Annotated in this window: 26 protein-coding genes; 10 read left to right on the top strand and 16 right to left on the bottom strand. The window is 61.2% G+C overall.

What is annotated here, in order from left to right:
- The first annotated feature begins 11 nt into the window (after positions 1-11).
- Positions 12-245, top strand: a complete 234-nt coding sequence (locus HJB82_RS26575) for a BolA/IbaG family iron-sulfur metabolism protein (RefSeq protein WP_003586236.1) — start codon at positions 12-14, stop codon at positions 243-245.
- A 214-nt stretch (positions 246-459) separates the two neighbouring features.
- On the opposite strand, the gene HJB82_RS26570 is transcribed toward HJB82_RS26575, so the two are convergent.
- The 3 genes from HJB82_RS26570 to HJB82_RS26560 form a co-directional block, all read right to left on the bottom strand.
- Positions 460-930 (bottom strand): SRPBCC domain-containing protein, encoded by a 471-nt coding sequence (locus HJB82_RS26570; protein WP_221133115.1) that lies wholly within the window; start codon positions 928-930, stop codon positions 460-462.
- A gap of 1 nt (position 931) precedes the next feature.
- Positions 932-1,258, bottom strand: a complete 327-nt coding sequence (locus tag HJB82_RS26565) for a helix-turn-helix transcriptional regulator (RefSeq protein ID WP_259674009.1) — start codon at positions 1,256-1,258, stop codon at positions 932-934.
- 237 nt (positions 1,259-1,495) lie between these two features.
- Complete coding sequence (locus tag HJB82_RS26560) at positions 1,496-2,731, bottom strand: hypothetical protein (RefSeq protein ID WP_221141964.1); 1,236 nt, start codon at positions 2,729-2,731, stop codon at positions 1,496-1,498.
- 165 nt (positions 2,732-2,896) lie between these two features.
- On the opposite strand from HJB82_RS26560, the gene HJB82_RS26555 reads away from it, so the two are divergent.
- From HJB82_RS26555 to HJB82_RS26530, 6 genes are all read left to right on the top strand, one after another.
- Positions 2,897-3,145, top strand: coding sequence for a hypothetical protein (locus HJB82_RS26555; protein ID WP_221141962.1), 249 nt, complete (start codon positions 2,897-2,899; stop codon positions 3,143-3,145).
- A 56-nt stretch (positions 3,146-3,201) separates the two neighbouring features.
- Positions 3,202-4,023: a c-type cytochrome gene (locus HJB82_RS26550; protein WP_207580633.1), complete on the top strand. Its 822-nt coding sequence runs from the start codon at positions 3,202-3,204 to the stop codon at positions 4,021-4,023.
- Positions 4,024-4,167: 144 nt separating this feature from the next.
- A complete protein-coding gene (gene grxD, locus HJB82_RS26545) occupies positions 4,168-4,503 on the top strand; it encodes a Grx4 family monothiol glutaredoxin (protein ID WP_207580634.1) in 336 nt (111 codons plus the stop codon).
- 138 nt (positions 4,504-4,641) lie between these two features.
- Positions 4,642-5,847, top strand: a complete 1,206-nt coding sequence (locus tag HJB82_RS26540; protein ID WP_221141999.1) for a multidrug effflux MFS transporter — start codon at positions 4,642-4,644, stop codon at positions 5,845-5,847.
- Positions 5,848-5,882: 35 nt separating this feature from the next.
- Positions 5,883-7,163 (top strand): multidrug effflux MFS transporter, encoded by a 1,281-nt coding sequence (locus tag HJB82_RS26535; protein WP_221141960.1) that lies wholly within the window; start codon positions 5,883-5,885, stop codon positions 7,161-7,163.
- Between the two features lie 39 nt (positions 7,164-7,202).
- The gene (locus tag HJB82_RS26530) at positions 7,203-7,625 is read left to right on the top strand and encodes a GNAT family N-acetyltransferase (protein ID WP_221133130.1); all 423 of its coding nucleotides are present in this window, start codon (positions 7,203-7,205) and stop codon (positions 7,623-7,625) included.
- Positions 7,626-7,669: 44 nt separating this feature from the next.
- On the opposite strand, the gene HJB82_RS26525 is transcribed toward HJB82_RS26530, so the two are convergent.
- The 10 genes from HJB82_RS26525 to HJB82_RS26480 form a co-directional block, all read right to left on the bottom strand.
- Positions 7,670-8,494: an inositol monophosphatase family protein gene (locus HJB82_RS26525; protein WP_221133113.1), complete on the bottom strand. Its 825-nt coding sequence runs from the start codon at positions 8,492-8,494 to the stop codon at positions 7,670-7,672.
- A 41-nt stretch (positions 8,495-8,535) separates the two neighbouring features.
- Positions 8,536-9,363: an inositol monophosphatase family protein gene (locus HJB82_RS26520; RefSeq protein WP_221133112.1), complete on the bottom strand. Its 828-nt coding sequence runs from the start codon at positions 9,361-9,363 to the stop codon at positions 8,536-8,538.
- A gap of 117 nt (positions 9,364-9,480) precedes the next feature.
- The gene (gene ttcA, locus HJB82_RS26515) at positions 9,481-10,383 is read right to left on the bottom strand and encodes a tRNA 2-thiocytidine(32) synthetase TtcA (RefSeq protein WP_207580639.1); all 903 of its coding nucleotides are present in this window, start codon (positions 10,381-10,383) and stop codon (positions 9,481-9,483) included.
- A gap of 57 nt (positions 10,384-10,440) precedes the next feature.
- Positions 10,441-11,370 (bottom strand): glutaminase, encoded by a 930-nt coding sequence (locus tag HJB82_RS26510; RefSeq protein ID WP_207580640.1) that lies wholly within the window; start codon positions 11,368-11,370, stop codon positions 10,441-10,443.
- A gap of 72 nt (positions 11,371-11,442) precedes the next feature.
- The gene (rpsD, locus tag HJB82_RS26505; protein WP_007629312.1) at positions 11,443-12,060 is read right to left on the bottom strand and encodes a 30S ribosomal protein S4; all 618 of its coding nucleotides are present in this window, start codon (positions 12,058-12,060) and stop codon (positions 11,443-11,445) included.
- A gap of 224 nt (positions 12,061-12,284) precedes the next feature.
- On the bottom strand, positions 12,285-13,796 hold the full coding sequence (locus HJB82_RS26500) for an ATP-binding protein (RefSeq protein WP_207580641.1): 1,512 nt from the start codon (positions 13,794-13,796) through the stop codon (positions 12,285-12,287).
- Between the two features lie 128 nt (positions 13,797-13,924).
- Positions 13,925-14,725 (bottom strand): glutamate racemase, encoded by an 801-nt coding sequence (gene murI / locus HJB82_RS26495; protein ID WP_207580642.1) that lies wholly within the window; start codon positions 14,723-14,725, stop codon positions 13,925-13,927.
- Positions 14,706-15,536 (bottom strand): RNA methyltransferase, encoded by an 831-nt coding sequence (locus HJB82_RS26490; RefSeq protein ID WP_207580643.1) that lies wholly within the window; start codon positions 15,534-15,536, stop codon positions 14,706-14,708. Before HJB82_RS26490 ends, murI begins: the two co-directional genes overlap by 20 nt.
- Before the next feature lie 4 nt (positions 15,537-15,540).
- A complete protein-coding gene (locus tag HJB82_RS26485) occupies positions 15,541-17,580 on the bottom strand; it encodes an FUSC family protein (RefSeq protein ID WP_207580644.1) in 2,040 nt (679 codons plus the stop codon).
- A gap of 150 nt (positions 17,581-17,730) precedes the next feature.
- Complete coding sequence (locus HJB82_RS26480; RefSeq protein WP_207580645.1) at positions 17,731-18,258, bottom strand: hypothetical protein; 528 nt, start codon at positions 18,256-18,258, stop codon at positions 17,731-17,733.
- Positions 18,259-18,556: 298 nt separating this feature from the next.
- Between HJB82_RS26480 and HJB82_RS26475 the strand changes: the two genes are divergently transcribed.
- From HJB82_RS26475 to HJB82_RS26465, 3 genes are all read left to right on the top strand, one after another.
- A complete protein-coding gene (locus tag HJB82_RS26475; RefSeq protein WP_221117085.1) occupies positions 18,557-19,768 on the top strand; it encodes an NADP-dependent isocitrate dehydrogenase in 1,212 nt (403 codons plus the stop codon).
- A gap of 71 nt (positions 19,769-19,839) precedes the next feature.
- Complete coding sequence (locus HJB82_RS26470; protein ID WP_207580647.1) at positions 19,840-20,286, top strand: GNAT family N-acetyltransferase; 447 nt, start codon at positions 19,840-19,842, stop codon at positions 20,284-20,286.
- Positions 20,287-20,354: 68 nt separating this feature from the next.
- The gene (locus tag HJB82_RS26465; protein ID WP_207580648.1) at positions 20,355-20,981 is read left to right on the top strand and encodes a glutathione S-transferase family protein; all 627 of its coding nucleotides are present in this window, start codon (positions 20,355-20,357) and stop codon (positions 20,979-20,981) included.
- A gap of 46 nt (positions 20,982-21,027) precedes the next feature.
- Here the strand turns inward: HJB82_RS26465 and HJB82_RS26460 are convergent, their stop codons facing one another.
- The 3 genes from HJB82_RS26460 to recA form a co-directional block, all read right to left on the bottom strand.
- Positions 21,028-21,879 (bottom strand): GyrI-like domain-containing protein, encoded by an 852-nt coding sequence (locus HJB82_RS26460; RefSeq protein ID WP_221141958.1) that lies wholly within the window; start codon positions 21,877-21,879, stop codon positions 21,028-21,030.
- A gap of 144 nt (positions 21,880-22,023) precedes the next feature.
- On the bottom strand, positions 22,024-24,678 hold the full coding sequence (alaS, locus tag HJB82_RS26455) for an alanine--tRNA ligase (protein ID WP_221117083.1): 2,655 nt from the start codon (positions 24,676-24,678) through the stop codon (positions 22,024-22,026).
- Positions 24,679-24,843: 165 nt separating this feature from the next.
- The gene (gene recA, locus HJB82_RS26450; protein WP_207580652.1) at positions 24,844-25,932 is read right to left on the bottom strand and encodes a recombinase RecA; all 1,089 of its coding nucleotides are present in this window, start codon (positions 25,930-25,932) and stop codon (positions 24,844-24,846) included.
- Between the last annotated feature and the right edge of the window lie 61 nt (positions 25,933-25,993).

Genomic DNA, 25,993 nt, shown 5'->3' with positions numbered 1-25,993 from the left:
GAGTAACGATCATGGCCATGAAACCCGGCGATATCGAAGACATGATCAAGGCTGGGATTCCCGGTGCCAAGGTGACGATCCGCGATCTGGCGGGCGACGGCGATCATTACGCCGCCGAAGTCGTCGCCGAAGTCTTCCGCGGCAAGAGCCGCGTGCAGCAGCACCAGATGGTCTACGAGGCGCTGAAGGGCAATATGGGCGGCGTGTTGCACGCGCTGGCGCTGCAGACCTCCGCGCCGGAATAGGCTCGTCCTGTGGATAAACGACGCCTGGCGCTTGGGTCTAACCCCTAACTTAAATGTGGCATCCAAGTAGATATTAATGCCGAATCCCGTGCGGCGTGAACGTTTCGCGTGGTTTATCTTGCTGGAAAAATCTTCATGAAGCACTCTGCGCACTCACCCGTCGCGGAATGCTTGTTTTCGCGACGTCGCAAAATCCAGTCGCAAAACTGCCGCCTTAATTGGAAATTTTGCTACGCCTGTCTTGAATATCACCGGCTAAATAGCTCTCCAGCCCATCCAGCAGCGCTCTCCAGCCGTGTTCTCGCCCTTCAGCGCCGTCGCTCGGCGGGATGACGCATAACTGTTCCACGTAAGTCAGCTTCGTCCCGCCGCCATGGTCGGAGAACAGCACGGTCGCCAGCGACACCGTATGGATACGACCATTGAGGGCCATCGAATAGGCAAACACAATCCTCTTGGATTCCTTGATCTCGAAATAGTGCGTCTGGTTGGTGTGGGTTCCCATGTCCGTGACAAAGCTGCTGCGCTCGGCTCCTCCCTCGCGAAAGTCGCATTCCGCCAGTCCTTCACCGAACCATGCTTTCTTCTTTTCGGGAATCGCCCACGCCGCCCAGACGTGATCCACGCAATTGGAAAAAACGCGCTCGATGGTAATCGATCTGTGCTCTTGTTCTGTTTTTGTCACTTTACTGCTCCTGATTTAGGAAGTTGCCAAGTCTGTCGAAACGTTCCTCAAGCCCGGCGCGGTGCTGACGGACCCAATGTTCCACCCGCATCAGCGAGTCTGGTACGAGGCTGACCGTTCTCACTCGCCCGGATTTGCTTGACGCGATGACGCCCGCGTTTTCGAGTACGCGGAGGTGCTTCAGGAACGAAGGGCCTGCCATATCGAACGGCCGCGACAGATCGGTCACCGAGGCAGGTCCATCCACGAGCCTTTCGACGACTGCGAGCCGGGTCGGGTCGGACAAAGCCCCGAAAATCTTCGGGACGCTCACTTCATAGGTATCCATATGGCTATCTTTACGGAGAGCTGATGGATCGGTCAAGATAGATATCCATACGGCTACCTTTTTTTGACTGGGCACGCGCTTTGAGCAAGGGGTATGAAGCTTGTTCGCACTTGTTTGTCGCAAGATTTCTAACTTCCGCGACAAACGGCCGGCACTGAACTTTCCTGTCAATGTCGCAAGAAACCGCTCGCAAAAGTGGGAGTTTCGCGACAGGGATTTGCGACAGGGTTGGGGCGCTCAGCCGGGCATTCGCTTTTCATCGGGGCTGGCGAAGACCGATGCCGGCATCGGCCCTGATGTCATCAGCGTGAAATCGAAGGGCGCCTTCAGGTCCGGCCCGAGCACATATTGCCGGTGGACGCGCAGCTGGTCCTTGCGGATCTTGCGATAGTGTTTGCGCGTCAGCATCTGCTTGACGCGGATCAGGATCATTTTTGCCTCAGGTGCATCCCCATGGCCACACACGGAAACGACGGGCACCTTGTAGAAATTGATCGAGTCCGTCAGACACTGCACGTCGAGCCAGGAAATGTCCTCGCACCGGGCAATCAGCCCGACGCGGGCACGCAGCTGCGTTGCCGATGACAGCAGCGCGCATTGCAGGATGGCGCTGCCGAGGGTCGCAAACACCACGCGCTTGCCCTTGAAGATCTCCGGCTCCCTTTCCAGCAATATGCCGATGACATGGGCGGCAACGTTCGACCCCATGCTGTGCGAGGAGATCACATATTCGTCCGCCTCTTGCGCCAGCGCCTTGCGCACGGCAGCCGCCCGGTCTTCCAGCCAGTCGTTGAAATCCGTCCGGTCCATGCGGCCGAGCGCCACCGCCATTTTCCAATCGGCAAACAGATGCAGCGTATGGAAGCGTTCGGAAAACGGCAGGAAGGCGAAGATGAAGAAGCAGAGCGCGAGCGGCCCGCTCCACAGCATGTGCCACGGTGAAAAGCCGAGACCATAGGGCAGCACAGCGATTTGCACCGTCAGCGCAATCGCCAGCGCCGTCAGCAGGAACGGAAAGAGGAAGAATAGGCCGAAGCGCCAGGCATGGCGGAAATATCCCCGCATGCCGCCTTCCAATATGATCTGGGCGCAACTGCGGAAACCCGTAATGATCTGGCTCAGCGTATTGCCGCCGCGCAGCCGGCTTACCAGCGCGTCGTGATCGACCATGTGGATCCAGCTCTTCGTCTGCCAGCCAGGAGAACCAGTGCCTGCCTCGGGCGCCGTGCCGGCTGCCTCAGGCGCCGCGTCAGCGGCTGCCTCGGGCGCCGCGTCAGCGGCTGCCCCGCTGCCCGTCGTGACCTCGAAACTGAGGGGATCGCTTCCCGCTGCAGGCGCCCCCACCTCAACTGAATAGCCCCAGACGGCAGCACTCTGCTTGGCAGAACGTTCGTAACGCGCCCTGTGGGCGGCGCCGTCAAGCGGCTCAAATCCGGCGAAGTGTAGGACGACCCGCTTTTCGATCAGTTTCATTCCACCTTCCGGCCGGGCGAATGGCCGGCATGTTGCTTGTGATCCTCGCTGCTTTGCCGCTGATATCGGCAAAAAAGCAGCTCCGGCCTCGAAGCCGTCTTGCTAACGGAACTCTTCCGGAATTCAATAGCACCCATGTCGTTTCCACCACGAACGGAGGGCTTTGTGGCCGATCTCGTCAAAGAATTGATATCAGGCGTCGTCGATAGCGTGCTGAAGGAAATCCTCAAGAAAACCACCGGCCGCGCCACGACGAAGCGCAAGAAGAGTAAAACGCGCGGCGCGTCGACGACGGCTGCAGCGCGCAAGCCAGCCTCGACCGCCCGCAAGACGGCGACGACACGCAAGCCCGCCCGCAAACAGGTGAGCAAGCGCCGCACTGCCGCCGGCCGCAGCCGCCAGCGCCGCAGCTAATGCCCGGTGCCTTCGCGGGCACCGATCTTGCAGATTTTTGGGGGGGGCCTGAGCCAGTGAAACGTATTTTGAAAATTGTCCTCGCGGCCGTTGTCGCGATCTGTCTCATCGCCGTCGCCGGCGTCTACGCCCTGTCGGAGATGCGCCTTTCCAGAACCTACGATATCGCGGCCTCCGATTTTGCCGTCAAGACGACGCTGTCCCCGGAAGAGGCCGAACGCCGCGCCCGCACGCTGATGTGCGGCGGCTGCCATCACGATGCCGGCAACGTGCTGATCGACGAGCCCGGCGTCGGTCGCATCGTCGCGCCGAACCTGACCCGCCTGGTGCCCATGTACAGCGATGCCGAGCTCGTGCGTCTCATTCGCCACGGCGTCAAGAAGGACGGCACCGGCGTCTTGATCATGCCGGCTGGTAATTTCGCCAATATTACTGACGACGACATGGCAGCACTTATCGCCTGGCTTCGCACCCTGAAGCAACTTCCCGACGCCGTGGCGGGAGGAACACAATGGGGGCCGCTCGGCCGAGTGGGCCTGGCGCTCGACAAGATCCCCTTCGAGGCAGATCTGGTGCTTGCCGTCATCGCCCCCGCCGCCACGCGCCCGGCCGATATCGGTGAATATGCCTTTAGGACCGATTGCAGCCACTGCCACAATCTCGATACGGCGAAACAGTCCGAAGCCTTTCTTGCCCCGGCGCTGAAGCCCCTGGCACAATCCTATTCGGCTGCCGATTTCAAGAACCTGCTGCGCACCGGAAAGGGTGTCGGAGGCCGCGACCTCGGCGTGATGACCCAGGTTTCGCAGTGGGATTTCAAATATTTCACCGATACTGAAATCGAACAGATTCAGGCTTATCTCACCCACCAACCGTAACGTGCCAGCAACAGCCCCGGAGAGGCCTGCGATAATGGGTCTTTTTTTGGTTTGGGCGGCTGGAATTCCTGCTGCCGCATGCTATCTAAAGACAACGATTGAAACGGCGGGCCTTTAACCCGCCTGTTGAAAGGATTTGGTTCTATGAGCGGCATTAACGAATTCATCGCCAACGAAATCAAGAGCAACGACGTCGTCCTCTTCATGAAGGGCACGCCGCAGTTTCCGCAGTGCGGTTTCTCCGGGCAGGTCGTGCAGATGCTCGATTACATCGGCGTCGACTACAAAGGCGTCAACGTGCTCGCCGATTCGGAGATCCGCCAAGGTATCAAGGAATATTCCAACTGGCCGACGATCCCGCAGCTTTACATAAAGGGTGAATTCGTCGGCGGCTGTGACATCGTCCGGGAAATGTTCCAGGCCGGTGAGTTGCAGCAGCATCTCCAGGAAAACGGCATCACCGTGCGCGGCGCCGCCTGATCGGTCACCGGGCGTCCGCCCGGTTTCCAAATCTGTAATCTTGAGTCCGAGGCGCTGCGGCTAGCAGCGCCTTAGCCTGTTTATGGGAATTTCATTGTGACAGATTCATCACAAGCCGTGTCCGCGGGCCGCCTGCCCATGGGCAAGCGAGAATTTATCGCGCTCGCCGCCTTCCTGATGGCCGTCAACTCTCTGGCGATCGATATCATGCTGCCGGCCTTGCAGCAGATCGGCGCGAGCCTCGGCGTCGAGAGCGAAAATCATCGCCAATTCGTCGTCTCCACCTATCTGCTCGGTTTCGGCTGTGCCCAGCTGTTCTACGGGCCGCTGTCTGACCGTTTCGGCCGCCGTACGCCGCTCTTGATCGGTCTCGTCATCTACATTCTCTCCGCCATCAGTATCGTCTTCGTCCCCACCTTCGCCGGCTTGCTCGCCCTGCGCTTTGTCCAGGGCGTCGGTTCGGCGGCAACCCGCGTCATCACAGTCTCCATTGTCCGCGATATCTATGGCGGCCGGCAGATGGCCGAAGTCATGTCGCTGATCATGATGGTCTTCATGATCGTGCCGGTGATTGCGCCCGGCACCGGCCAGATCGTCATGTTCTTCGGCAACTGGCATCTGATCTTCCTCTTCATCGCCGCCATGGCGATTGGTATCGCCGTCTGGGCCTATCTCCGTCTGCCGGAAACCCTGCACCCCACCAATGTCCGCCCCTTCACCGCCCGCTCGATCTTCGGCGCATTCAAGCTGGTGCTGACCAATCGCACGGCGCTTTGCTACACCATCGCCAGCACCTTCATCTTCGGCGCGCTGTTCGGCTTCATCAATTCCGCCCAGCAAGTCTATGTCGGCATTTACGATCTCGGCGTCTATTTCCCCTTCGCCTTCGCCGGCGTGGCGATCTTCATGTCGCTGTCGTCCTTCTTCAATTCGCGTTTCGTCGGCAAGCTCGGCATGCGCCGCCTGTCGCACGGCTCGCTCATCGGCTTCATCGCCATCAACACCATCTGGCTGATCGTCCAGATGGTGAGTTCCGAGCCGATGCCTTTCGCTCTCTTCATCTCCTTCTTCGGCCTTGCCATGTTCCAGTTCGGCTGGATCGGCTCGAACTTCAATTCGCTCGCCATGGAGCCGCTCGGTCATGTCGCCGGCACCGCCTCCTCCGTTCTCGGCTTCATGAGCACGGTCGGTGGCGCCCTCATCGGCGCCGGCATCGGCCAGGCCTTCGACGGTACCGCGCTGCCGATGGTCGCCGGTTATTTCATCGTGTCGATCATCGGGCTCGTTTTCGTGCTGATCGCCGAAAAGGGCCGCCTCTTCCAACCGCAGAATCCGGCCGTCTGAACGGCCGGCCTCCTCCGCATCCGGGATTTCACCACATGACGCCGCCGCATAAACCGCACCAGGAAAACCAGGGCTCCCGCCGCATCGGCATGGGTTTCGGCGAGTTCGTCGTCACCATCGCCATCATGACCGCCAGTATCGCCATGGCGATCGACAGCATGCTGCCGGCATTGCCCAACATCGGCCATTCCCTTGGCGTCACCAATACCAACGACGCGCAGCTGATCATCGGCGTGTTTTTTCTTGGCTTCGGCGTCTCGCAGATATTCTTCGGCAGCCTTTCGGATACGTTCGGCCGCCGCAACATCCTGCTCGGCGGCCTGGTTTGTTACGTGATCGGGATGTTTGCCGCCGCAGCAACCGGCAGTTTCGAAATGCTGCTCATCATGCGTTTCGTTCAGGGCGTGGGTGGCGCCGCCGTGCGCATCACCACCATGGCCATCGTCCGCGACTGCTTCGGCGGCCGCGAGATGGCCCGTGTGATGTCCTACGTCATGATCGTCTTCATGATCGTACCGATCGTTGCCCCTTCCGTCGGCCAGCTCATCATCCTTTATGCCAACTGGCACTGGATCTTCATCCTGCTCGGCATCACCGCCACCATCCTGTTCGTCTGGGCGTTTCTGCGGCTGAAGGAATCGCTGCCGCCGGAAGAGCGGCTGCCGCTGTCGGTTGGCTCCGTCGTCGATGGCTTCAAGACCGTGCTCACCAACCGTATCACCTGCGGCTACATGATCGGCCTCACCATGTTCACCGGCGTCATCAGCGCCTATGTGATCTCGGTGCAACAGGTCTTCGGCGAGGTCTATGGCCTCGGCGACTGGTTGCCGATCGCCTTTGCGGCCACCGCCGGCGGCATCGCTGTCGCCAATTTCGCCAACGGCTTCTTTGTGCGAAAATTCGGCATGCGCCGCATCTCGCACGCCGCTTTGCTGATCTTCACGGCGCTGTCGGCACTCGGTTTCGTCATCGCGCTGGCTGGCAAGCCGGACTTCGCCATCGCCTACGGCATCTTCACCATCGTGCTGATGATGTTTGCCGTCATCGCCACCAATTTCACCGCCATCAGCCTCGAACCGATGGGCAATCTCGCCGGTACTGCGACCGCCATCACCGGCTTCGTCTCGACGACGGCCGGCGCCATCCTCGGCGGCCTGGTCGGCCAGATGTTCAACGGCACGGTGCAGCCGCTCTTCGGCGGCTTCGCGCTCTTTGGCGCAGTCACGATCGCGGCCACGCTCTGGGCGGAGAACGGCAAACTCTTCACGCATCCTGGAGATAGCCCGCAGCTGGATCCAGGTGCTGCCCACTTCTGACACCGAAAACGATTGGCGGCAGTGCGCGAAGGCATCCCAGTGAACGACCGAATTCTGATCAGGCCCTACACGCCAGGCGACGTGGACGCTACAATTGACATTTTCCTGCGCGCCATTCGAGAAGTCTCGTCGAAGGACTATTCACCGGCTGAGATCGAGGCCTGGGCAAAGGTGGAAGACTGCAGCCGATGGGCGGAGCGAAGGATCAGCAGGCCTGCCTGGATCGCGGAATTTGACGGAAAGCCGGCAGGATTTTCGGATCTGACTGGCGACGGCTGCCTGGACATGATGTTCGTGCACCCCGACTTTCAGGGGCTCGGCTTTGGCCGAATCTACACCGAAGCCAGCCGAACGGCCAGACCGTTCTTCGAGCGCAAAGGCTTCTGGGTGGTTACAAAGCAGATCGTCGCGAAACGCGGCCAAAGCCTGGAGAACTTCCTCATGGAGAAGCTCTATGGATAATTTTCGGCAAGTAGAACGAATGCCGCAGCGGACATTTCATGCCTTCAGACGGTGAACACCTCACGCCGCAGCACCTCCCACGAGGCCTTGTCAGGGCCAATCAGCAGCCCACCGTCAAGATGATGCGGCAGGTAGGGCGAGCCGTCGAGACGCGCCGCATGGGCACCTGCCTCCTGCGAGATCAGCGTGCCGGCCAGGTGATCCCAGGGCATCAGCTTGTTGTACATCAGGTAATGCACATGGCCGCCGGCAAAGGTGCGGTATTCGTGAGCGGCACAGCGGTAATTGGTGAGGAAGCGCACCTTGGCGAGATTGCCGAGCACCTCGGCCCGCTTCTCCTGCGGCAGGTAACCGGTCGAGGCCATGCCGACCATCTGCTCCAGCGCGACAGGCTCGGCCACGCGCAGCCGCTGCGCCTCGCCATCCGGTCGGCGCAGCCAGGCGCCGCCGCCCTTTTCCGCCATCACCCAGTCGTCGCCCATCGGATCGTAGATGATGCCGGCAATGGTCTCGCCGCCTGATATGACCGCGGCCATGACGCCGAAGGCCGGGATGCCGGAGGCGAAATTGAACGTGCCGTCGACCGGATCGACGACGATCGCCAGATCAGCATCGGCAAGCCTGCCGAGCAGCGCCGGGTCGGCCGCGACCGATTCCTCGCCGACGAACAGCGCGTCCGGCCAGAGCTGTGCGGCTTCCGTCTTGATCATCCGCTCGGCCTGCTCGTCGGCCTCGGTGACGAGATCGGTCGCCTCGCTCTTGGCGCGCACCTCATCCTGACGGAGCCGGCGGAAGCGCGGCAGGATTTCTGCTTTCGCCGCACGGCGCAGCAGGTCGGCAAGAACGGTCACGTCGACAGTCACAGTCATGTCAAATCCTTTCGGTCCGGCTTTTTAGGAAGGGCCTTAGATCAGTTGCCGATGATCTCGCGCCGGATCAGCTGCCAGCTGTCCTTATCGGGTGCAGAAATGATGCCGCCTGTCGTCTCGCCGGGGCGATAGGGCGTGCCGTCGAATTTCGCCGTATGGCCGCCGGCCTCCTGATGCGCAAGCACGCCGGCCAGGTGATCCCAGGGCATCAGCTTTGCATGGCCGATGAAATGCAGCTTGCCGGAGGCGACCATCCAATATTCGTAGGCCGAGCAGTTGAAGGCGAAGGTCATCCTGATCTTTGCCATGTTGGCGGAGATGCGCGAGCGATCCGGGTCGTCCATATGGCCCCACGAGATGCCGCCGACCATCTGGTTCAAGGCGGCAGACTCAGCCACCCTCAGTCTGCTCGATTGGCCATCCTGCCGCGTCAGGAAGGTGCCGGCGCCCTTGATCGCCGTCACGGTGTCGCCGAGAACGGGATCATGAATGATGCCGGCGACCGTCTCACCCTTTACGGTGACCGCCAGCATCGTCCCGAACACCGGAAGCCCGGCGGCGAAATTAAAGGTGCCGTCGACAGGGTCGATAACGAAGGCAAGTTCGGCATCGGCAAGTGCCGGCACGACGGACCGGTCAGCGTCATAGGCTTCCTCACCGACGATGAGCGCTGCGGGAAAGCGCTCTTTCAGCGCCGCGGTAATCCTGTGTTCGGCAAGCAGGTCCGCCTGCGTCACCAGATCGGTTGCCGAGGTCTTTTCCGAAACATCGTCAGCACCGAGATTGCGGAAACGCGGCATGATTTCTGCACGCGCAGCCTCCCTGACACAATCGCCGAGAAAGAGAATATCCTGATCTGAAATGGTCATGCGAAATCCTGTACTTCATCCAATAGCCAGGCTGCATAGCCGGCCGTTCATGAAGGATCGGTGACACCACTTCATAATTCCTCAAATCGGAACCGATTTAAGGAATTATGCAGCAATTCAAAGTGTTACAGCGTCCCCTTGCGCGTCTGAAAAGACGCGCGACGCTGTAAGGGCGGAAAAGTCGAAGAGTTTTGGATCGAGCAGGTGCGACGGGTTCACATGTGAAAGCGCCCGCAGCATCGTATCCTTACGCCCCGGCATGCGCCGCTCGATATCGGCGAGCATATCCTTCATCGCATTGCGCTGCAGCCCGTCCTGCGAACCGCAGAGATCGCAGGGAATGATCGGAAACTGCATGGCGGCGGCAAATTTCGCGAGGTCGTCCTCGGCGGCATAGGCGAGCGGCCGAAGCACCATCAGATCGCCTTCATCGTTCAGAAGCTTCGCCGGCATAGAGGCAAGCCGTCCACCGTGGAAGAAGTTCATGAAGAAGGTTTCGAGAATGTCCTCGCGATGGTGGCCGAGCACCAATGCGTCGCAGCCCTCTTCGCGCGCGACGCGATAAAGATTGCCGCGGCGCAGCCGCGAACAGAGCGAGCAATAGGTCGCCCCTTCCGGCACCTTCTCCTTCACGATCGAATAGGTATCCCGATACTCGATCCGATGCCGCACGCCGATTTTGGTCAGATAATCCGGCAATACATGTTTTGGAAAGTTCGGCTGCCCCTGGTCGAGATTGCAGGCAATGAGCTCGACCGGCAGCAGGCCGCGCCACTTGAGATCAAGCAGTAGCGCCAGCAGACCGTAGGAGTCCTTGCCGCCGGAAAGGCCGACCAGCCAGCGTCTCTGCCCATTCAGCATATCGAAATCGTCGAAGGCCTGGCGCACCTGCCTGAGCAGCCGCTTGCGCAGCTTGTTGAAGGAGACCGAGCGCGGCGCATCGGCAAAAAGCGCATGGCCGACGCCGCCGTCGGCTTCGCCGCTTTCCAGATCATCCGCAATATTGGCTGCGATATTCATTGCGTCGTCCTATCGAGATCTGTCTGCCTTAGCAGAAACGAGTTCGGTAACACAGCGTCAATCGCCAAAAACCGACCAGCCGGTGCGCGCCGCGAGCATTTCCAGCGCCACGGCGCCGAGCTGCGAATTGCCGACCTTGTTCAGCCCCGGCGACCAGACCGCGATCGAGGCAATGCCCGGCGCCACCGCGAAGATGCCGCCGCCGACGCCGCTCTTTCCGGGCAGGCCGACATGATAGGCAAAGTCGCCAGAGCCATCGTAATGGCCGCAGGTCAGCATCAGCGCATTGATACGCCGTGCCCGCTTCGGCGAGACCACCGAGTGGCCGGTCACCGGATTGCTGCCGCGCGCCGCCAGGAACAGGCCGGCGCGGGCCAGCTGCTCGCAGCTCATCGACAGGGCGCATTGATGGAAATAGACGCCGAGCACATGGTCGACGGGATGGTCGAGATTGCGGTAGGCGCGCATGAAGTTGGCAAGCGCGACATTGCGATACCCCGTCTGCGTTTCCGAGCGGGCCACCCTGTCGTCGATGCTGATCGACTCGTCATCGGCGAGATAACGCACGAAGCGCAGCAACTCGCCGATTGCCTCGCGCGGCGCATGGCCGGCCATGACGACGTCGCTGACGGCGATCGCGCCGGCATTGATGAAGGGATTGCGCGGGATGCCGCCCTCGTGCTCGAGCTGGACGATCGAGTTGAAAGCCGATCCGGAAGGTTCGCGCCCGACGCGCTTCCAGAGCCCCTCACCGACCTTGCCGAGCGCCAGCGTCAGCATGAAGACCTTCGATATGCTCTGGATCGAGAAGGCGGTATCGGCGTCGCCGACGCGATAGACCTTGCCGTCGACGGTGACGATCGCCATGCCGAACTGCCTCGGATCGACCTTGGCAAGCTCCGGAATATAGTCGGCGACCTTGCCCTCGCCGATGCGCGGCAGGATATCGCTATAGATACTATCGAGGGTCGCCTGCAAATCCGCCATCGCTTCTCTCCAGATAACAAAAAAGCCGCCCGAAGGAGCGGCTTTTCCATATGCGAAAACGCCTGGTTTTGATTAACGCGAATAAAATTCGACGACCAGTTGCGGTTCCATGATGACCGGGAACGGAACGTCGCTGAGCGTCGGGACACGGCCGAAGGTGGCGACCATCTTGTGGTGATCGGCCTCGATATAATCAGGAACGTCGCGCTCGGCGAGGCTGACGGCTTCCAGAACCGTCACCATCTGCTTCGACTTTTCGCGAACTTCGATGACGTCGCCGGCCTTGCAGCGGTAGGAACCGATGTTGACGCGCACACCGTTGACGGTGACGTGGCCATGGTTGACGAACTGACGGGCAGCAAACACCGTCGGAACGAACTTGGCGCGATAGACGATCGCGTCGAGACGCGATTCCAACAGGCCGATCAGGTTTTCCGAGGTATCGCCCTTGCGGCGGTCGGCTTCGGCGAAGATCGCGCGGAACTGCTTCTCGCGCAGGTCACCGTAGTAGCCCTTGAGCTTCTGCTTGGCGCGCAGCTGCACACCGAAGTCCGAAAGCTTGCCCTTGCGGCGCTGGCCGTGCTGGCCCGGGCCGTATTCGCGGCGGTTCACCGGGGACTTAGGACGGCCCCAGATGTTTTCGCCCATACGGCGGTCGATTTTGTACTTGGACGATTCGCGCTTGCTCATCGCATTTCCTTTCAAAGGTTTCTGTCGGTTTGTTGCCAAACCGCGCGAAGGAAACACGCCCTCCTCTGAACTCTTGCGAGATCTGACAGGATGTTCCGGTTAGCGAACAGGAACCATCCACGGGACATGTCAAATGAAACACCGGACATTGCTGCCCGGTGCTTGGGGCGGTCTTTAGAGGGCCGTCATGAAATTGTCAACAGCGGCAAAGCCCGAAAGCGCCACTATTCCGCCGCCAGCGGCTGATCGCCTGTATCGGGCGCGTTGGCGTCGCCCGGCGCCGTCTGGCAGTTCATATCCGGGAACGCGACAATACGCCTGCCGGAAAAATCCGTGTGCACGACAATGCTGCCCTGCTCCTCGAAATAGCCGAGCAGGCGGCGGGCGCGGCGGGCGGAATGGGTACCGTAGGCGCGGGCGATGCGCGCGTCCGACGGGCACGGCTCGCCGCGGACGGCCGCCCTGGCGAGCATCAGGAAAACGCCCTGCAGGTCGTCGGTGACATTAGTTGACAGCGACAGCGCCGTTGCCCAGGCATCGCTCGCAGCCGTTTCCGCATCGACGCCGGAGCGCGAGATTGCCACACGCCGACGGAAATCCGGCAGCGCGATCGGCGGTCCCGGCACGCGGCGCATCCGCAGCCGGACGAGAAAATCCTGGTAGAGCACCGAATCGGTGCGGAAGGCAGAGGTGGGATCGTCGAGTATTTCGGCAAGCACGCCGGCAAGGCGCTCCTCCCGCTCCTCGGCGGAGACCTCTATTTGGCTCGCCCTCGCCTCGGCCGGCGCTGCGGATGCCGCCGGCGTCGAGCGCGAGAGTTCAGCGAGAATGTCGGTCGTTGGCCGCGGCGCCGGCGGGGCGCGGCGCACCGGCGGACGGAGAAACTCCTCCGGATCGGGCGTGAAGATCAGATCCTCGACATCCTGGGGCGCATCCGGCAGCGGCATCAGCTTCGGGCTGGAAGAGCGCGCCGAGGTTTCCACCGCGCCGATCTGGATCGGCAGCGGCCGGCGCGAAAGCGCCGGTCCAAGCGCAACGAAATTGCCGCGCTTCAGGTCCCGGAACATCTCGGCCTGGCGCCGGTCCATGCCGAGCAGGTCGGCGGCGCGCGCCATATCGATATCGAGAAAGGTGCGGCCCATCAGGAAGTTGGAGGCTTCGGCTGCGACGTTCTTGGCGAGCTTGGCGAGCCGCTGTGTCGCGATGACGCCGGCAAGCCCGCGCTTGCGGCCGCGGCACATCAGGTTGGTCATTGCCCCGAGCGACATTTTGCGCGCATCTTCCGAGACGTCGCCGCCGACCGACGGTGCAAACATCTGCGCCTCGTCGACGACGACGAGAACCGGATACCAGTATTCGCGATCGGCATCGAACATGCCGTTGAGAAAGGCTGCGGCCGCCCGCATCTGCTGTTCGATGTCGAGACCTTCGAGCGTCAACACGCAGGAAACGCGATGCTGGCGGATGCGGTTAGCAATGCCGGCCAATTCCGCCTCGGTGCGCTCGCCATCGACGACGACATGGCCGAACCTGTCGCTGAGCGTGACGAAATCACCCTCAGGATCGATGATGACCTGCTGCACCCATTGCGCCGATTGTTCGAGCAGGCGGCGCAACAGATGCGACTTGCCCGATCCGGAATTGCCCTGCACCAACAGACGGGTCGCCAGCAGCTCCTCGATATCGAGCGTCGCCGGGCTGCCGGACGCCAATCCCATATCGATGCCAACCTGCAATGCTGATCCTCGCGACGAAGAGACTCACATGAACGAAACACCATTCTTCCGAAACGGCTGCGCCCCGTCTATCAAAGAATGCGCTTATTTTCAGGGCCAGATTTCGCCAACCCACAAGACAATTCCCCTCACGCCCTCAACCCAAAACCCTGCATTAGCCGCCGCGTCGCAAAATCCTGCTGGCCGGAGGTGAAGACGGCGAAGTCGAAATTGTCGGGATGTACGGCATCGGCGATCAGCGGCACCAGCGTGCGGGCGCGGCGCGCGATCGCCTCGGCCGGATCGAGCCAGTCGACCGGCCACGGCGCAAGCCGCCGGAACAGATTGGCCATGAATGGATAATGCGTGCAGGCAAGCACGACGATATCGGTCTTGTGACCGTCCTTCTCGACGAAGCATTGGTCGATTTCGGCAAGCACGGCCTCGTCGGAGACGGCGTCGCCGCGAATATAGGCTTCTGCCATCCGCGCCAGGTTCTCTGAGCCGACGAGGCGGACGTGGCATTGCTGCGCGAAGGACTGGATGAGATCGCGCGTATAGGCCCGCTTCACCGTGCCCGGCGTCGCAAGCACCGAGACCAGGCCCGAGCGCGTACGCTCCGCCGCCGGCTTGATCGCCGGCACGGTGCCGATGAAGGTCATCTGAGGATAGGCGGCGCGCAGATCGGCGCCGACCAGCGTGAAGGCCGTATTACACGCAATGATGCAGACCTCGGGATCGTGATCCGTCAACAGCTTGCCGAAAAGCCCGACAACCCGTTCCTTCAGCGCCTGTTCCTCCCAGCCGCCATAGGGAAAGCCGGCATCGTCGGCGACATAGATGAAGCCGCGTTCCGGCATCAGCACGCGTGCCTCCCGCAGGACGGTCAGCCCCCCGATGCCGGAATCGAAGACGAGGATCGGTTTCAGCTCATGCGTCGGTGCTGTCATCAGGCGGTGTTTCCTTGGCCGCTATCGGGAACCGGCCGCCGCGCGGGCTCTTGCGCGAAAAACGGTCGAGGGAGGAGATGACGCCGCGCAACACGCTGATTTCCTGCTCCGTGAAAGCCCGGCGAGATAGGACTGCACGCAGATTGTCGATCATTTTCGGCTTTTTCCCGGCAGGATGGAAATATCCCCTGGCATCGAGCGCCTCTTCCAGCTGGTCGAACAGGCCAAAGAGCTGCTCCTTGGTCGAGGGCGTCTGTCCCATCGCCTGGAAGGGCACGGCACCGATATCGCCCATACCGGATTTCATCCATTCATAGGACATCAGCAGCACGGCCTGGGCGATATTCAACGAGGCAAAGGCCGGGTTGACAGGAAAGGTGACGATCTCGTCGGCAAGCGCCACTTCCTCGTTGGTCAGCCCCCAGCGCTCGCGCCCAAAGAGGATGCCGGTGCCCTCGCCCGCCCGGAACCTCGCCCGCAGTGTTTCGGCAGCGGTGACCGGCGAGCGGACCGGCTTGAAGCCGTCGCGCTCACGCGCCGTCGTCGCATAGACGAAGTTGAGGTCGGCGACCGCCTGCTCCAGCGTGTCGTAGACCTTGGTCGCCGCGATCACATGATCGGCCTTGGAAGCGGTCGCTTGCGCCTTCTCGTTCGGCCAGCCGTCGCGCGGATTGACGAGACGCAGTTCGGCAAGACCGAAATTCGCCATGGCGCGCGCCACCATGCCGATATTCTCACCCATCTGCGGCTCGACCAGAATGATGGCCGGCCCTTCGGCCAGAAGTTGACGCTCGCTGTTCGTGCCTGCCATGGTCCTATCCCTGTTTCGAGCGCGCAATAGCCTCGCCCGGCGCAAACGGCAAGACGTCGGCCTGCGGATAGAGCCTTTCCAACGCCGAACCGATCATTTCAAGCCCCAGCCTGGCACCCGCGCGCGACAGCGGCAGATGCCGGCCTGTCGTTCGCGATATCTTGCGCTTGATCAGAAAACAGTTCGAACCACGCGGGGCTACCGTATCGATCATCGCCAGCTCCGCCGCGATTACGCTCTTCAGAGTGTCGTCAGCTGCCGGCGCGTCGCAGCTCTTCGCCAGGATGCGCGTCCAGTAGGTGCAGGACAGGAAGATCGCCAGTGTCTGGCGGATCTGGCCCGGCCGGGTCACCACCGACCAGGACGAGCCGAGCGGCCGTGCTGTCACCGTCACATCCCGGTAGCAGGCATCGATCTTCTGCGACAGAGCGATCAGCTCGAAGCCGCTCTTACCCTCGCCGATCGCGCCAAGCAGCTCACGCAGCGCTTGGAACCAGCGGGCGAGTGCGGCATCGAGTGCGCCGCGTGTGCGCGTGGGGAAGACGAGGAAGGCGACCGCCGTTCCGGCCGCCGCGCCGATCATGGTCTCGCCGATGCGCAGCTTCAATAGATCGAGCGTCAGCACACCGGTCATGCCGTAGACCAGGCAGAGCACGATCGAGATGAAGAAGGTCATCGTCGCGTAGGAAACCTGCAGGAAATAGAAGGCGAGGAAGATACAGACGACAGCAACCGGAATGGCGATATCAGACTCGCCTGAAAGCAGCGTTGCCAGCACAAGGCCGATCGCGATCCCGAACACGGTACCGAGGGAGCGCGACAATGCCCTCATCGCCGTATCGCCGCGCGAATTGGTGTTGGTGAAAACGAGGAAGGAAGCAAGCACCGCCCAGAACCAGCGTTCGCGCGACAAGAGCAGGCCGAAGCTCATGGCGATTGCCGAGGCGACCGTAATCTGCAGCGCCAAGCGCAGCAGCGGGTTGGCGAATGAAAAATCGATCGGCTGGGATTGCGCCGTGTCGCTGACCGTATCGATGCCGGAAAAACCGCGGGCCTGTCCCTCGTCGATCGCCTGCGTCAGTTGCTGCCGCGCCTCGCCGAGCCAGAGAAGCGCCCTCACCGTTTCGCCTTGCGGCTGGTCCCTGATCGTTTCGGCCATTCCCTCAAATCTTAGAAGTTCCGATTTGTCGGCCTCGATCACGGCGTGAATGAGCGCGAATGGCGGTGGGCTCTGGAAGCTCAGCACGATCGCGCTCTCGGCGGCAAGATGCGCATCGAAGAGCCGGATCGCCAGTTCGGCGGCGGGGTCGGCGGCACCGTCGAAGACGCCTGCCGGCGGGCGCGGGATGAAGGTCTCCGCCATCAGCACCACCTCCTTCAGCCGGTCTTCCAGCTGGCGCAGTTCCTGCCGATCGGCTTCGCCAATCTCTGCACTCCCGGCAAGGGCGGCGAGTTTGAAGAGAATCTGGTTGATCCGGCCGCGCACGCTTTCGAGCGAGCGCAGCAGGTCGCGCCGCCAGTCGTCGGGCAGCAGCACCGCCCTCACCAGATGGCCGACCAGCACCGCAACGACGGGACCGATCGCCACCGCCGGCAGATCGACTAGCGAAGGCCGGAAATAGGCGCCCATGAAATAGGAGGTGAAGGCGAACATGCCGATCGCAAAACCGCGCGGCCCGAACACGCGACCCGCAGATGCAAGCGCGATCACCACCAGGAAGACGAGATCGGAGAGAAAACGGCGATCCTCGAGCCCGGCCGCAATACCGACAACGGCTAGGCTTACCACACAACCGAAGAGCCTCGTCACCAGCTGGCGCGCATTGCCCTTGTCGCGAACGGCGATCCCGCCTTCGATCGACAGTACGATCCCGAGGCCGAAAGCCGCGGTCGGCAGCGGCAGGATGAGAGCCCTGATGGCAAGCAGGATCAAAAACGAAAGGACGATCGTCAGCGTCACCCGCGATGCCATGCGCAGGCGCGAAAGCGCCGGATCGTTGGCAAGCACCCAGTCGCGGAACTGAAACCCGGAAAACAAATGCAAGAGCCCCCATGCCACGGAAGGATCGACAGATACCGCCGATAGAGCGCAAATCAAACCATCGGAGAACCGATCGGAACAATCGCCCGGGATCGAATTCCCATTATAGATCGCCCGACATCAATCGCCCGACATCAATCGAATGTCGCGCGCCTACTGGCCTTTGGCAATCAGCGCCATCGTCGCCTTCAGGGAATCACGGGCCTGCGTTTCGATATTCTCGGTGACGATATCGTCGATTACCGCTTGGCCAGCCTCCTCGACCACCTCGAAACGAACGGTCGTATAGTCCTTGGCATCGGGCGCGCCCGAGCAGGCAGACTTCTTGAAGCGCACCGTCACCTCGGTCGTGCCGTCAACCGGCGGTGCCGCCGCTGTGGTCATATCCTCCAGCGGGCATGCATCCTGGCCGTTGACGATGACGTCGTAGTTGAACGGCGATATGCCGTCGTCATCGACGGCCGGAAACTGCGCGGCCGCATTGTATCGCGCGACGAAGTCCTTGCTGTAGAGATGATCGAGCCGGCTCGCATCGAAGATGTCGGTCCAATCATTGTTGTTGTCGGCCCAGTTGCTCCCGGTCGCATCCATGATCTCCTTCACCGGAGCGGTGGCATCGGCCGCATGGGCGGCACCTGAAAGGGCGATAAGGTTTGCGATAACAATGGCGAGCGTCTTCATGGTCGAATGTTCCGGACGGGCAAATCAAGGCGGACACTAGAGCATGATGCCGAAAAGTGTGAGCGGTTTTCGGACGACACCATGCTCTAACTTCTAATGTAGAACAGGATTCAGATTTTAGGCCGACCGGCCCAAAATCATCCTGTTCTAGCCGGATTCGAGCGCTTGGCAATGCTGGCAAAAACGCGTTGTGAAACCCGTTGCAGCTTTGCGTTCCAGGTTCACAATGCTATAGCGCTCCTCATCACGTCACCCACCCGGGACCCCGTCCCCCTTCAAGCTCGAACGAGGCAGATACATGAACAAGATCAAGGTCGCCAATCCCGTCGCCGATCTCGACGGCGATGAAATGACGCGCATCATCTGGCAGCTTATCAAGGACAAGCTGATCCATCCGTATCTCGACCTCGACATCGATTATTTCGACCTCTCCGTTGAAAACCGCGACGCCACCAACGACCAGGTGACGGTCGATGCCGCCAACGCCATCAAGAAATACGGCGTCGGCATCAAGTGCGCCACGATCACGCCGGACGAAGCACGCGTCAAGGAATTCAACCTCAAGGAAATGTGGAAGAGCCCGAATGGCACGATCCGCAACATCCTCGGCGGGGTCATTTTTCGCGAGCCGATCATCTGCAAAAACGTGCCGCGTCTAGTTCCCGGCTGGACCAAGCCGATCGTCGTCGGCCGCCACGCCTTCGGCGACCAGTACCGCGCCACCGATTTCAAGTTTCCCGGCAAGGGCAAGCTGACGATCAAGTTCGTCGGCGAGGACGGGACCGTGATCGAGAAGGAAGTCTTCAACGCGCCGGGCTCCGGCGTCGCCATGGCCATGTACAACCTCGACGAGTCGATCCGGGAATTCGCCCGTGCCTCGATGATGTACGGCCTGATGCGCAAGTGGCCGGTCTACCTGTCGACCAAGAACACCATCCTCAAGGCCTATGACGGCCGCTTCAAGGACATCTTCGAAGAAGTCTTCGAGGCTGAGTTCAAGGATCAGTTCAAGGACGCCGGCATCACTTACGAACATCGCCTGATCGACGACATGGTGGCCTCGGCGCTCAAGTGGTCGGGCGGCTACGTCTGGGCCTGCAAAAACTACGATGGCGACGTCCAGTCCGACACCGTTGCCCAAGGCTTCGGCTCGCTCGGCCTGATGACCTCGGTCCTGCTGACGCCCGACGGCAAGACGGTCGAAGCCGAAGCCGCTCACGGCACGGTCACCCGCCACTATCGCCAGCACCAGAAGGGCCAGGAAACCTCGACGAACTCGATCGCCTCGATCTTCGCCTGGACCCGCGGCCTCGCCCATCGCGCCAAGCTCGACGACAATGCCGAGCTTGCCCGCTTTGCCGCAACGCTCGAAAAGGTCTGCGTCGACACCGTCGAATCCGGTTTCATGACCAAGGATCTGGCGCTGCTGATCGGCCCCGACCAGCCGTGGCTGTCGACCACCGCCTTCCTCGACAAGATCGACCAGAACCTGCAGAAGGCCATGGCGTAAGTCAGCCCTTTCGCGATAATATTGAAACGGCGGGGATTTTCTCCGCCGTTTTTCATTTGGGAGAACAGCTGATGACGGCGACCCTGCGCCCGCTCGAACCATCTGACCATGCCGCTTGGCAACCCTTATGGGAGGCCTATCAGCGCTTCTATGACGTAGCCATCCCGCCCGAAACCACGGATCTCACCTGGGCCCGCTTCCACGACCCTGACGAACCGATGCACGCGCTCGGCGCCTTCGATGAAGACGGTCACCTCGTCGGCATCGCCCATGCCATCTTTCACCGCTCCTGCTGGCTGCCGCAATGGACCTGCTACCTGCAAGATCTCTATGTCGAAAATAGCCAACGCGGGCTCGGCACCGGCGCCGCGCTGATCGATGCGGTCGCCGATCTTGCCCGCAAAAACGGCGCAGGCAGGCTCTATTGGATGACGCATGAAACGAACGCAACGGCGCGGCGGCTCTACGACAAGATCGCCGAACGCTCGGGTTTCATCCAGTACCGCAAGGCTCTCTGAAGATCGGGGGTTGCACAAAGACCTCGCAGCGCTATTGATTCCGAGCGACGCAACAGGAGGAGGATCTCATGACTGAGGAATTGGTATTCTATACGAACCCGATGTCGCGCGGCCGTATCGCGCGCTGGATGCTGGAGGAGATCGGCCAGCCTTATCGCACCGAACTGCTGACCTTCGGTGGGACCATGAAAGCCCCCGAATATCTCTCGGTCAATCCGATGGGCAAGGTGCCGGCGATCCGCCACGGCGAGACCGTCGTTACCGAATGTGCGGCGATCTGCGCCTATCTCGCTGAGACCTTCCCGGAAAAGGCGCTGGCGCCGAGGCCGGAGGAGCGCGCCCGCTATTACCGCTGGATGTTCTTTGCCGCCGGTCCGCTCGAATCGGCGGTGACGATGAGGGCTCTCGGCTTCGAAATTCCGACGGAGCGCCTGCGCATGGCCGGCTGCGGCGGTTTCGGCGACGTGATGAACACGCTCGAAATGGCCGTCTCCGGTTCGACCTATGTTGCCGGCGAGCGCTTCACCGCCGCCGACGTCTATGTCGGCTCGCATATCGGCTGGGGCCTTGGCTTCGGCTCCATCGAGAAGCGACAGGCCTTCGTCGATTATTTCGGCCGCATCAGTGAGCGTGAGGCCTATAAGCGTGCCAATGCCCTTGATGATGAGGCCGGCAAGACGATGCAGGCCGCCTGATCGTTACCGGCGCGGCTCTCCGATGGCCGCGCCGGGATGCCAGCCTTCAGGCAAGCGGCATGTGAATATCCGTCAGAAGCTCGGTCGGCGGCACGTCGCGCGGATTGTTGAGATATTCCTCGAACATCACCCTGTCCTTCAACTGTCGACCGGATTTCGGCAGCCATTCGGCAAAGAGCCACTGATAGGACTTGGGCATGTCGGCATAGGGACCCTTGTGGCGCAGCACGGCATAATCGCCGCCGTCGATCGTACGCCGCTCGAAAGGCGCATTGACCGGCACTTCGGCAGCGCCGGCGACGCAGGCGATCGAGCGCAGCTTTTCAAGCGGCACAACGTCGGGATCGTCGAGATAGACGCCGATCATCCGCATGTCGGGCTTGGCAAGCCCGCGGGCGTAAAGCGTGCCGAACAATGTCTCGAAGGCCTTGCCGATCTCCATATAAGAGCCGGTATGGGCGACGCCGATCAGTTCGGTTGGTGCGATCTCGCGTATGGTAATGTCGAACATGGCTTTGGTCTTTCCCTTAGGTGAGGGTTGGAAGGCGGTGTGGCTTCCCTCTTTCCGGTAACGGGCCGGCGGCATGCCGTAGACCGACTTGAAGATGCGGTTGAAAGATTGGAGATTGGGATAGCCTGATCGCTTCGCAATTTCGCTGACCGCAAGCTCCGTGCGGACGATCTCGCCCGCCGCGCGATGCAGCCTGAGCCGCTTGACGGTTGCCGCCAGCGTCTCACCGTAAATCGCCCGGTAGATCCTGTGCCAGTGATAGCTCGACATGCAGGCGATCTCGGCAAGGCGCCCCATATCCAGCTCCTCGTCGAGGTGGTCGTGAATATAGGCAGAAACCCGTCTCAGACGATTTTCATAAAGTGCCCATGCCGTTTCGCCGTTCATGTCAAACCTCGTGCAAATCGATCGGCTAAAGAGAACCATATCCCGATTTGACAAATCCTGCGGAGTTGCTTCCGGCGCAAACCGAAAAAGAAAAAGGCGGAAGCTGAGCCTCCGCCTTTCGAAACTCTCTTATGAACCGGCAGTTCAGCCGGCGAGTGCCAGGGCCACCGCTTCGATCGCCTCGTCGGCCTTCGAGCCGTCGGGACCGCCGGCCTGGGCCATGTCGGGGCGGCCGCCGCCGCCCTTGCCGCCAAGGGCGGCAGAGGCGATGCGGACGAGATCGACGGCGCTGTAGCGCTCAACTAGATCCGGTGTCACCGCCACGACGGCGCTCGCCTTGCCGTCGTCGGACACGCCGATCAGGGTGACGACGCCGGAGCCGATGCTGGTCTTGCCGTCATCGGCAAGCCCCTTCAAATCCTTGGGATCGACGCCTGAAATCGCCTTTCCGAGGAACTTGACGCCGGCGACTTCGCGCACGGCATCGACCGAGCCGCCCTGCCCGCCGCCCATGGCGAGCTTGCGCTTGGCGTCAGCCAGTTCTTTCTCCAACTTGCGGCGCTCGTCCATCAACGCTTCGACGCGCGACAGAACTTCGGCCGGCTGTACCTTGAGCGAAGTGGCAAGCGCCTTCACGCGTTCGTCCTGTTCGGCCAGATATTCGCGCGCCGATTCGCCGGTGACGGCCTCGATGCGGCGAACGCCGGCGCCGACGGCACTTTCGCCGAGAACGCGGATCAGGCCGATCTGGCCGGTCGCCCCGACATGGGTGCCGCCGCAGAGTTCGATCGAATAGGACCTGCCGGCCTTGGCGCCACGCATACCCTCGCCCATCGCCACGACGCGCACCTCGTCGCCGTATTTTTCGCCGAACAGCGCCATCGCGCCTTCGGCGATTGCATCGTCGACGCTCATCAGCCGGGTTGTAACAGGCGAATTCTGCAGCACGATTTCGTTTGCCATATCCTCGACGATCTTCAGCTCTTCGGCCGACATCGGCTTCGGATGCGAAACGTCGAAACGCAGACGCTCAGGCGCGACCAGCGAACCCTTCTGCGCCACATGGGTACCGAGCACCTCGCGCAGCGCCTCATGCAGCAGATGCGTTGCCGAGTGGTTGGCACGCAGCCGCGAGCGTCGGGCGTGATCGACGGTCAGAACAACCGCGTCGCCGGTCTTGAATGCACCTTCGACGACGGCACCGAAATGCACGAAGAGGCCTTCGCCCCTCTTCTGCGTGTCTGATATCTCGATCTTGCCGTGGTCGGACGAGATGACGCCGGTATCGCCCATCTGACCACCGGATTCGCCATAGAACGGCGTCTGGCTGACGACGATCTGCACCTTATCGCCGGCCTTGGCTTCTTCAGCGACGGCGCCGTCCTTGACGATCGCCTGCACCACACCTTCAGCGGTTTCGGTATCGTAACCCAGGAATTCGCTTGCGCCGTGCTTTTCCCTGAGCTCGAACCAGATGGTTTCGGTTGCCTTCTCGCCGGAACCGGCCCAGTGCGAGCGGGCTTCGGCCTTCTGGCGTTGCATGGCATCGGTGAAGCCGGAGATATCGACGCCGATCTCGCGAGCGCGCAGCGCATCCTGCGTCAGGTCGAGCGGGAAGCCGTAGGTGTCGTAGAGCCTGAAGGCGGTCTCGCCATCCAGCATGTCGCCCTTGCCGAGATCGGTGGTCGCATCCGACAGCAACGACAGGCCACGCTCCAGCGTCTTGCGGAAACGGCCTTCTTCGAGTTTCAGCGTCTCCGAGATCAGCGCTTCGGCACGCACCAGTTCCGGATAAGCGCGGCCCATCTCCTGCACCAGCGTCGGCAGCAGCTTGTACATCAGAGGCTCGCGGGCACCGAGCAGTTCGGCATGGCGCATGGCGCGGCGCATGATGCGGCGAAGCACATAGCCGCGACCTTCATTCGACGGCAGCACGCCATCGGCGATCAGGAAAGCCGAGGAGCGCAAGTGGTCGGCGATGACGCGATGGCTGGCGCTCCCCTCCGCCTTGACGCCCATCGTCTCTTCGATAGTACCGATCAGCGTGCGGAACAGGTCCGTGTCAAAGACGCTCTGGACGCCCTGCAGAATGCAGGCCATGCGCTCCAGACCCAAGCCGGTATCGATCGACGGACGCGGCAGCGGGTTGCGAACGCCAGGCTCCGTCTGCTCGAACTGCATGAAAACGAGGTTCCAGAACTCCAGGAACCGGTCGCCATCTTCTTCCGGCGAACCGGGAGGGCCTCCCCAGACGTTCTCGCCTTGGTCAATGAAGATTTCCGAGCAGGGGCCGCAGGGGCCGGTATCGCCCATCTGCCAGAAATTGTCAGAGGTGGGGATGCGGATGATCTTGTCGTCGGAGAAGCCGGCAATCTTCTTCCACAGCGTCGCAGCTTCTTCGTCTTCGGAATAGACAGTCACCAGCAGGCGATGTTTCGGCAGATCGAAACCTTCGGTAACCAGCTTCCAGGCAAGCTCGATCGCATTCTCTTTGAAATAGTCGCCAAACGAGAAGTTGCCGAGCATTTCAAAAAAGGTCAGGTGCCGGGCCGTATAACCAACATTGTCGAGGTCGTTATGCTTGCCGCCGGCGCGCACGCATTTCTGCGACGTTGTCGCAGTCGAATAAGGGCGCTTCTCAAGGCCGGTGAAGACGTTCTTGAACTGCACCATACCGGCATTGGTGAACATCAGCGTCGGGTCGTTGCGCGGCACGAGCGGGCTCGACGAGACGATCTCATGACCGTTCTTCTTGAAATAGTCGAGGAATGTCGACCGGATATCGTTCACACCGCTCATGCTATGCCCTTCAATGCTGCCCGAGGCAGGTAAATCTAAATCCATCGGCTTTTAACGTTCGCCTCCGCCACTGTCCAGCAGACAAACAAAACCGGCCGCATTCTGATCAGGGAATGCAGCCGGTTTGGATTTTCTAAAGGACTGGCAGAAAAACTGATCGCGAGATCACATCTCAGCGGCAGCATCACTGTCATCGGGATCCGGTCCGCCGTTCTGCAGGAAGCGGTCGGCGATCAGGCCGGCATTCTGGCGCAGCGACAGCTCGATTTCGCGAGCGAGATCCGGATTGTCGCGCAGGAAGGTCTTGGCGTTTTCGCGGCCTTGGCCGAGACGCTGGCTGTTATAGGAGAACCAGGCACCCGACTTCTCGACGATGCCGGCCTTGACACCGAGATCGACCAATTCGCCGGTCTTGGAAACGCCCTCGCCATACATGATGTCGAACTCGACCTGCTTGAAGGGCGGCGCCATCTTGTTCTTGACGACCTTCACGCGGGTCTGGTTGCCGATCACCTCTTCGCGCTCCTTGACCGCGCCGATGCGGCGGATGTCGAGGCGCACGGAGGCATAGAACTTCAGCGCATTGCCGCCGGTCGTCGTTTCCGGCGAACCGAACATGACGCCGATCTTCATGCGGATCTGGTTGATGAAGATCACCATGGTGTTCGACTTGGAAATCGAAGCGGTGAGCTTGCGCAGCGCCTGGCTCATCAGGCGCGCCTGCAGGCCGGGTAGGCTGTCGCCCATCTCGCCTTCGATTTCGGCGCGCGGCGTCAGTGCAGCGACCGAGTCGATGACAAGAACGTCGACGGCGCCGGAGCGCACCAGCGTATCGGTGATTTCGAGCGCCTGCTCACCGGTATCGGGCTGCGAGATCAGAAGGTTCTGCAGATCGACGCCAAGCTTGCGGGCATAGACGGGATCGAGCGCATGTTCGGCATCGACGAAGGCGCAGATGCCGCCCTTCTTCTGCGCTTCGGCAATGGTCTGCAGTGCAAGCGTTGTCTTACCCGAGCTTTCCGGCCCGTAAATTTCGATGATGCGGCCCCTCGGCAGACCACCGACGCCAAGTGCAATATCGAGGCCAAGCGAGCCGGTCGAGATCGTCTCGATCTCGACAACATTCTCGTTGGAGCCGAGTTTCATGATCGAGCCCTTGCCGAACGACCGCTCTATCTGTGAGAGTGCCGCTTCAAGCGCCTTGCTTTTGTCCACCGATTTGTCCTCTACCAGCCGCAATGAATTCTGAGACATCCGATCCACCTTTAGGTTATTGAAGCCGCCCAAGCAATGTTGAGTTTGTACCCTGTTTGTT

This window comes from Rhizobium sp. NZLR10 (assembly GCF_019685125.1).
Classification (GTDB): domain Bacteria; phylum Pseudomonadota; class Alphaproteobacteria; order Rhizobiales; family Rhizobiaceae; genus Rhizobium.
The sequence above is the reverse complement of the archived record's forward strand: the minus strand, read 5'-3'. Positions and strand labels throughout refer to the sequence as shown.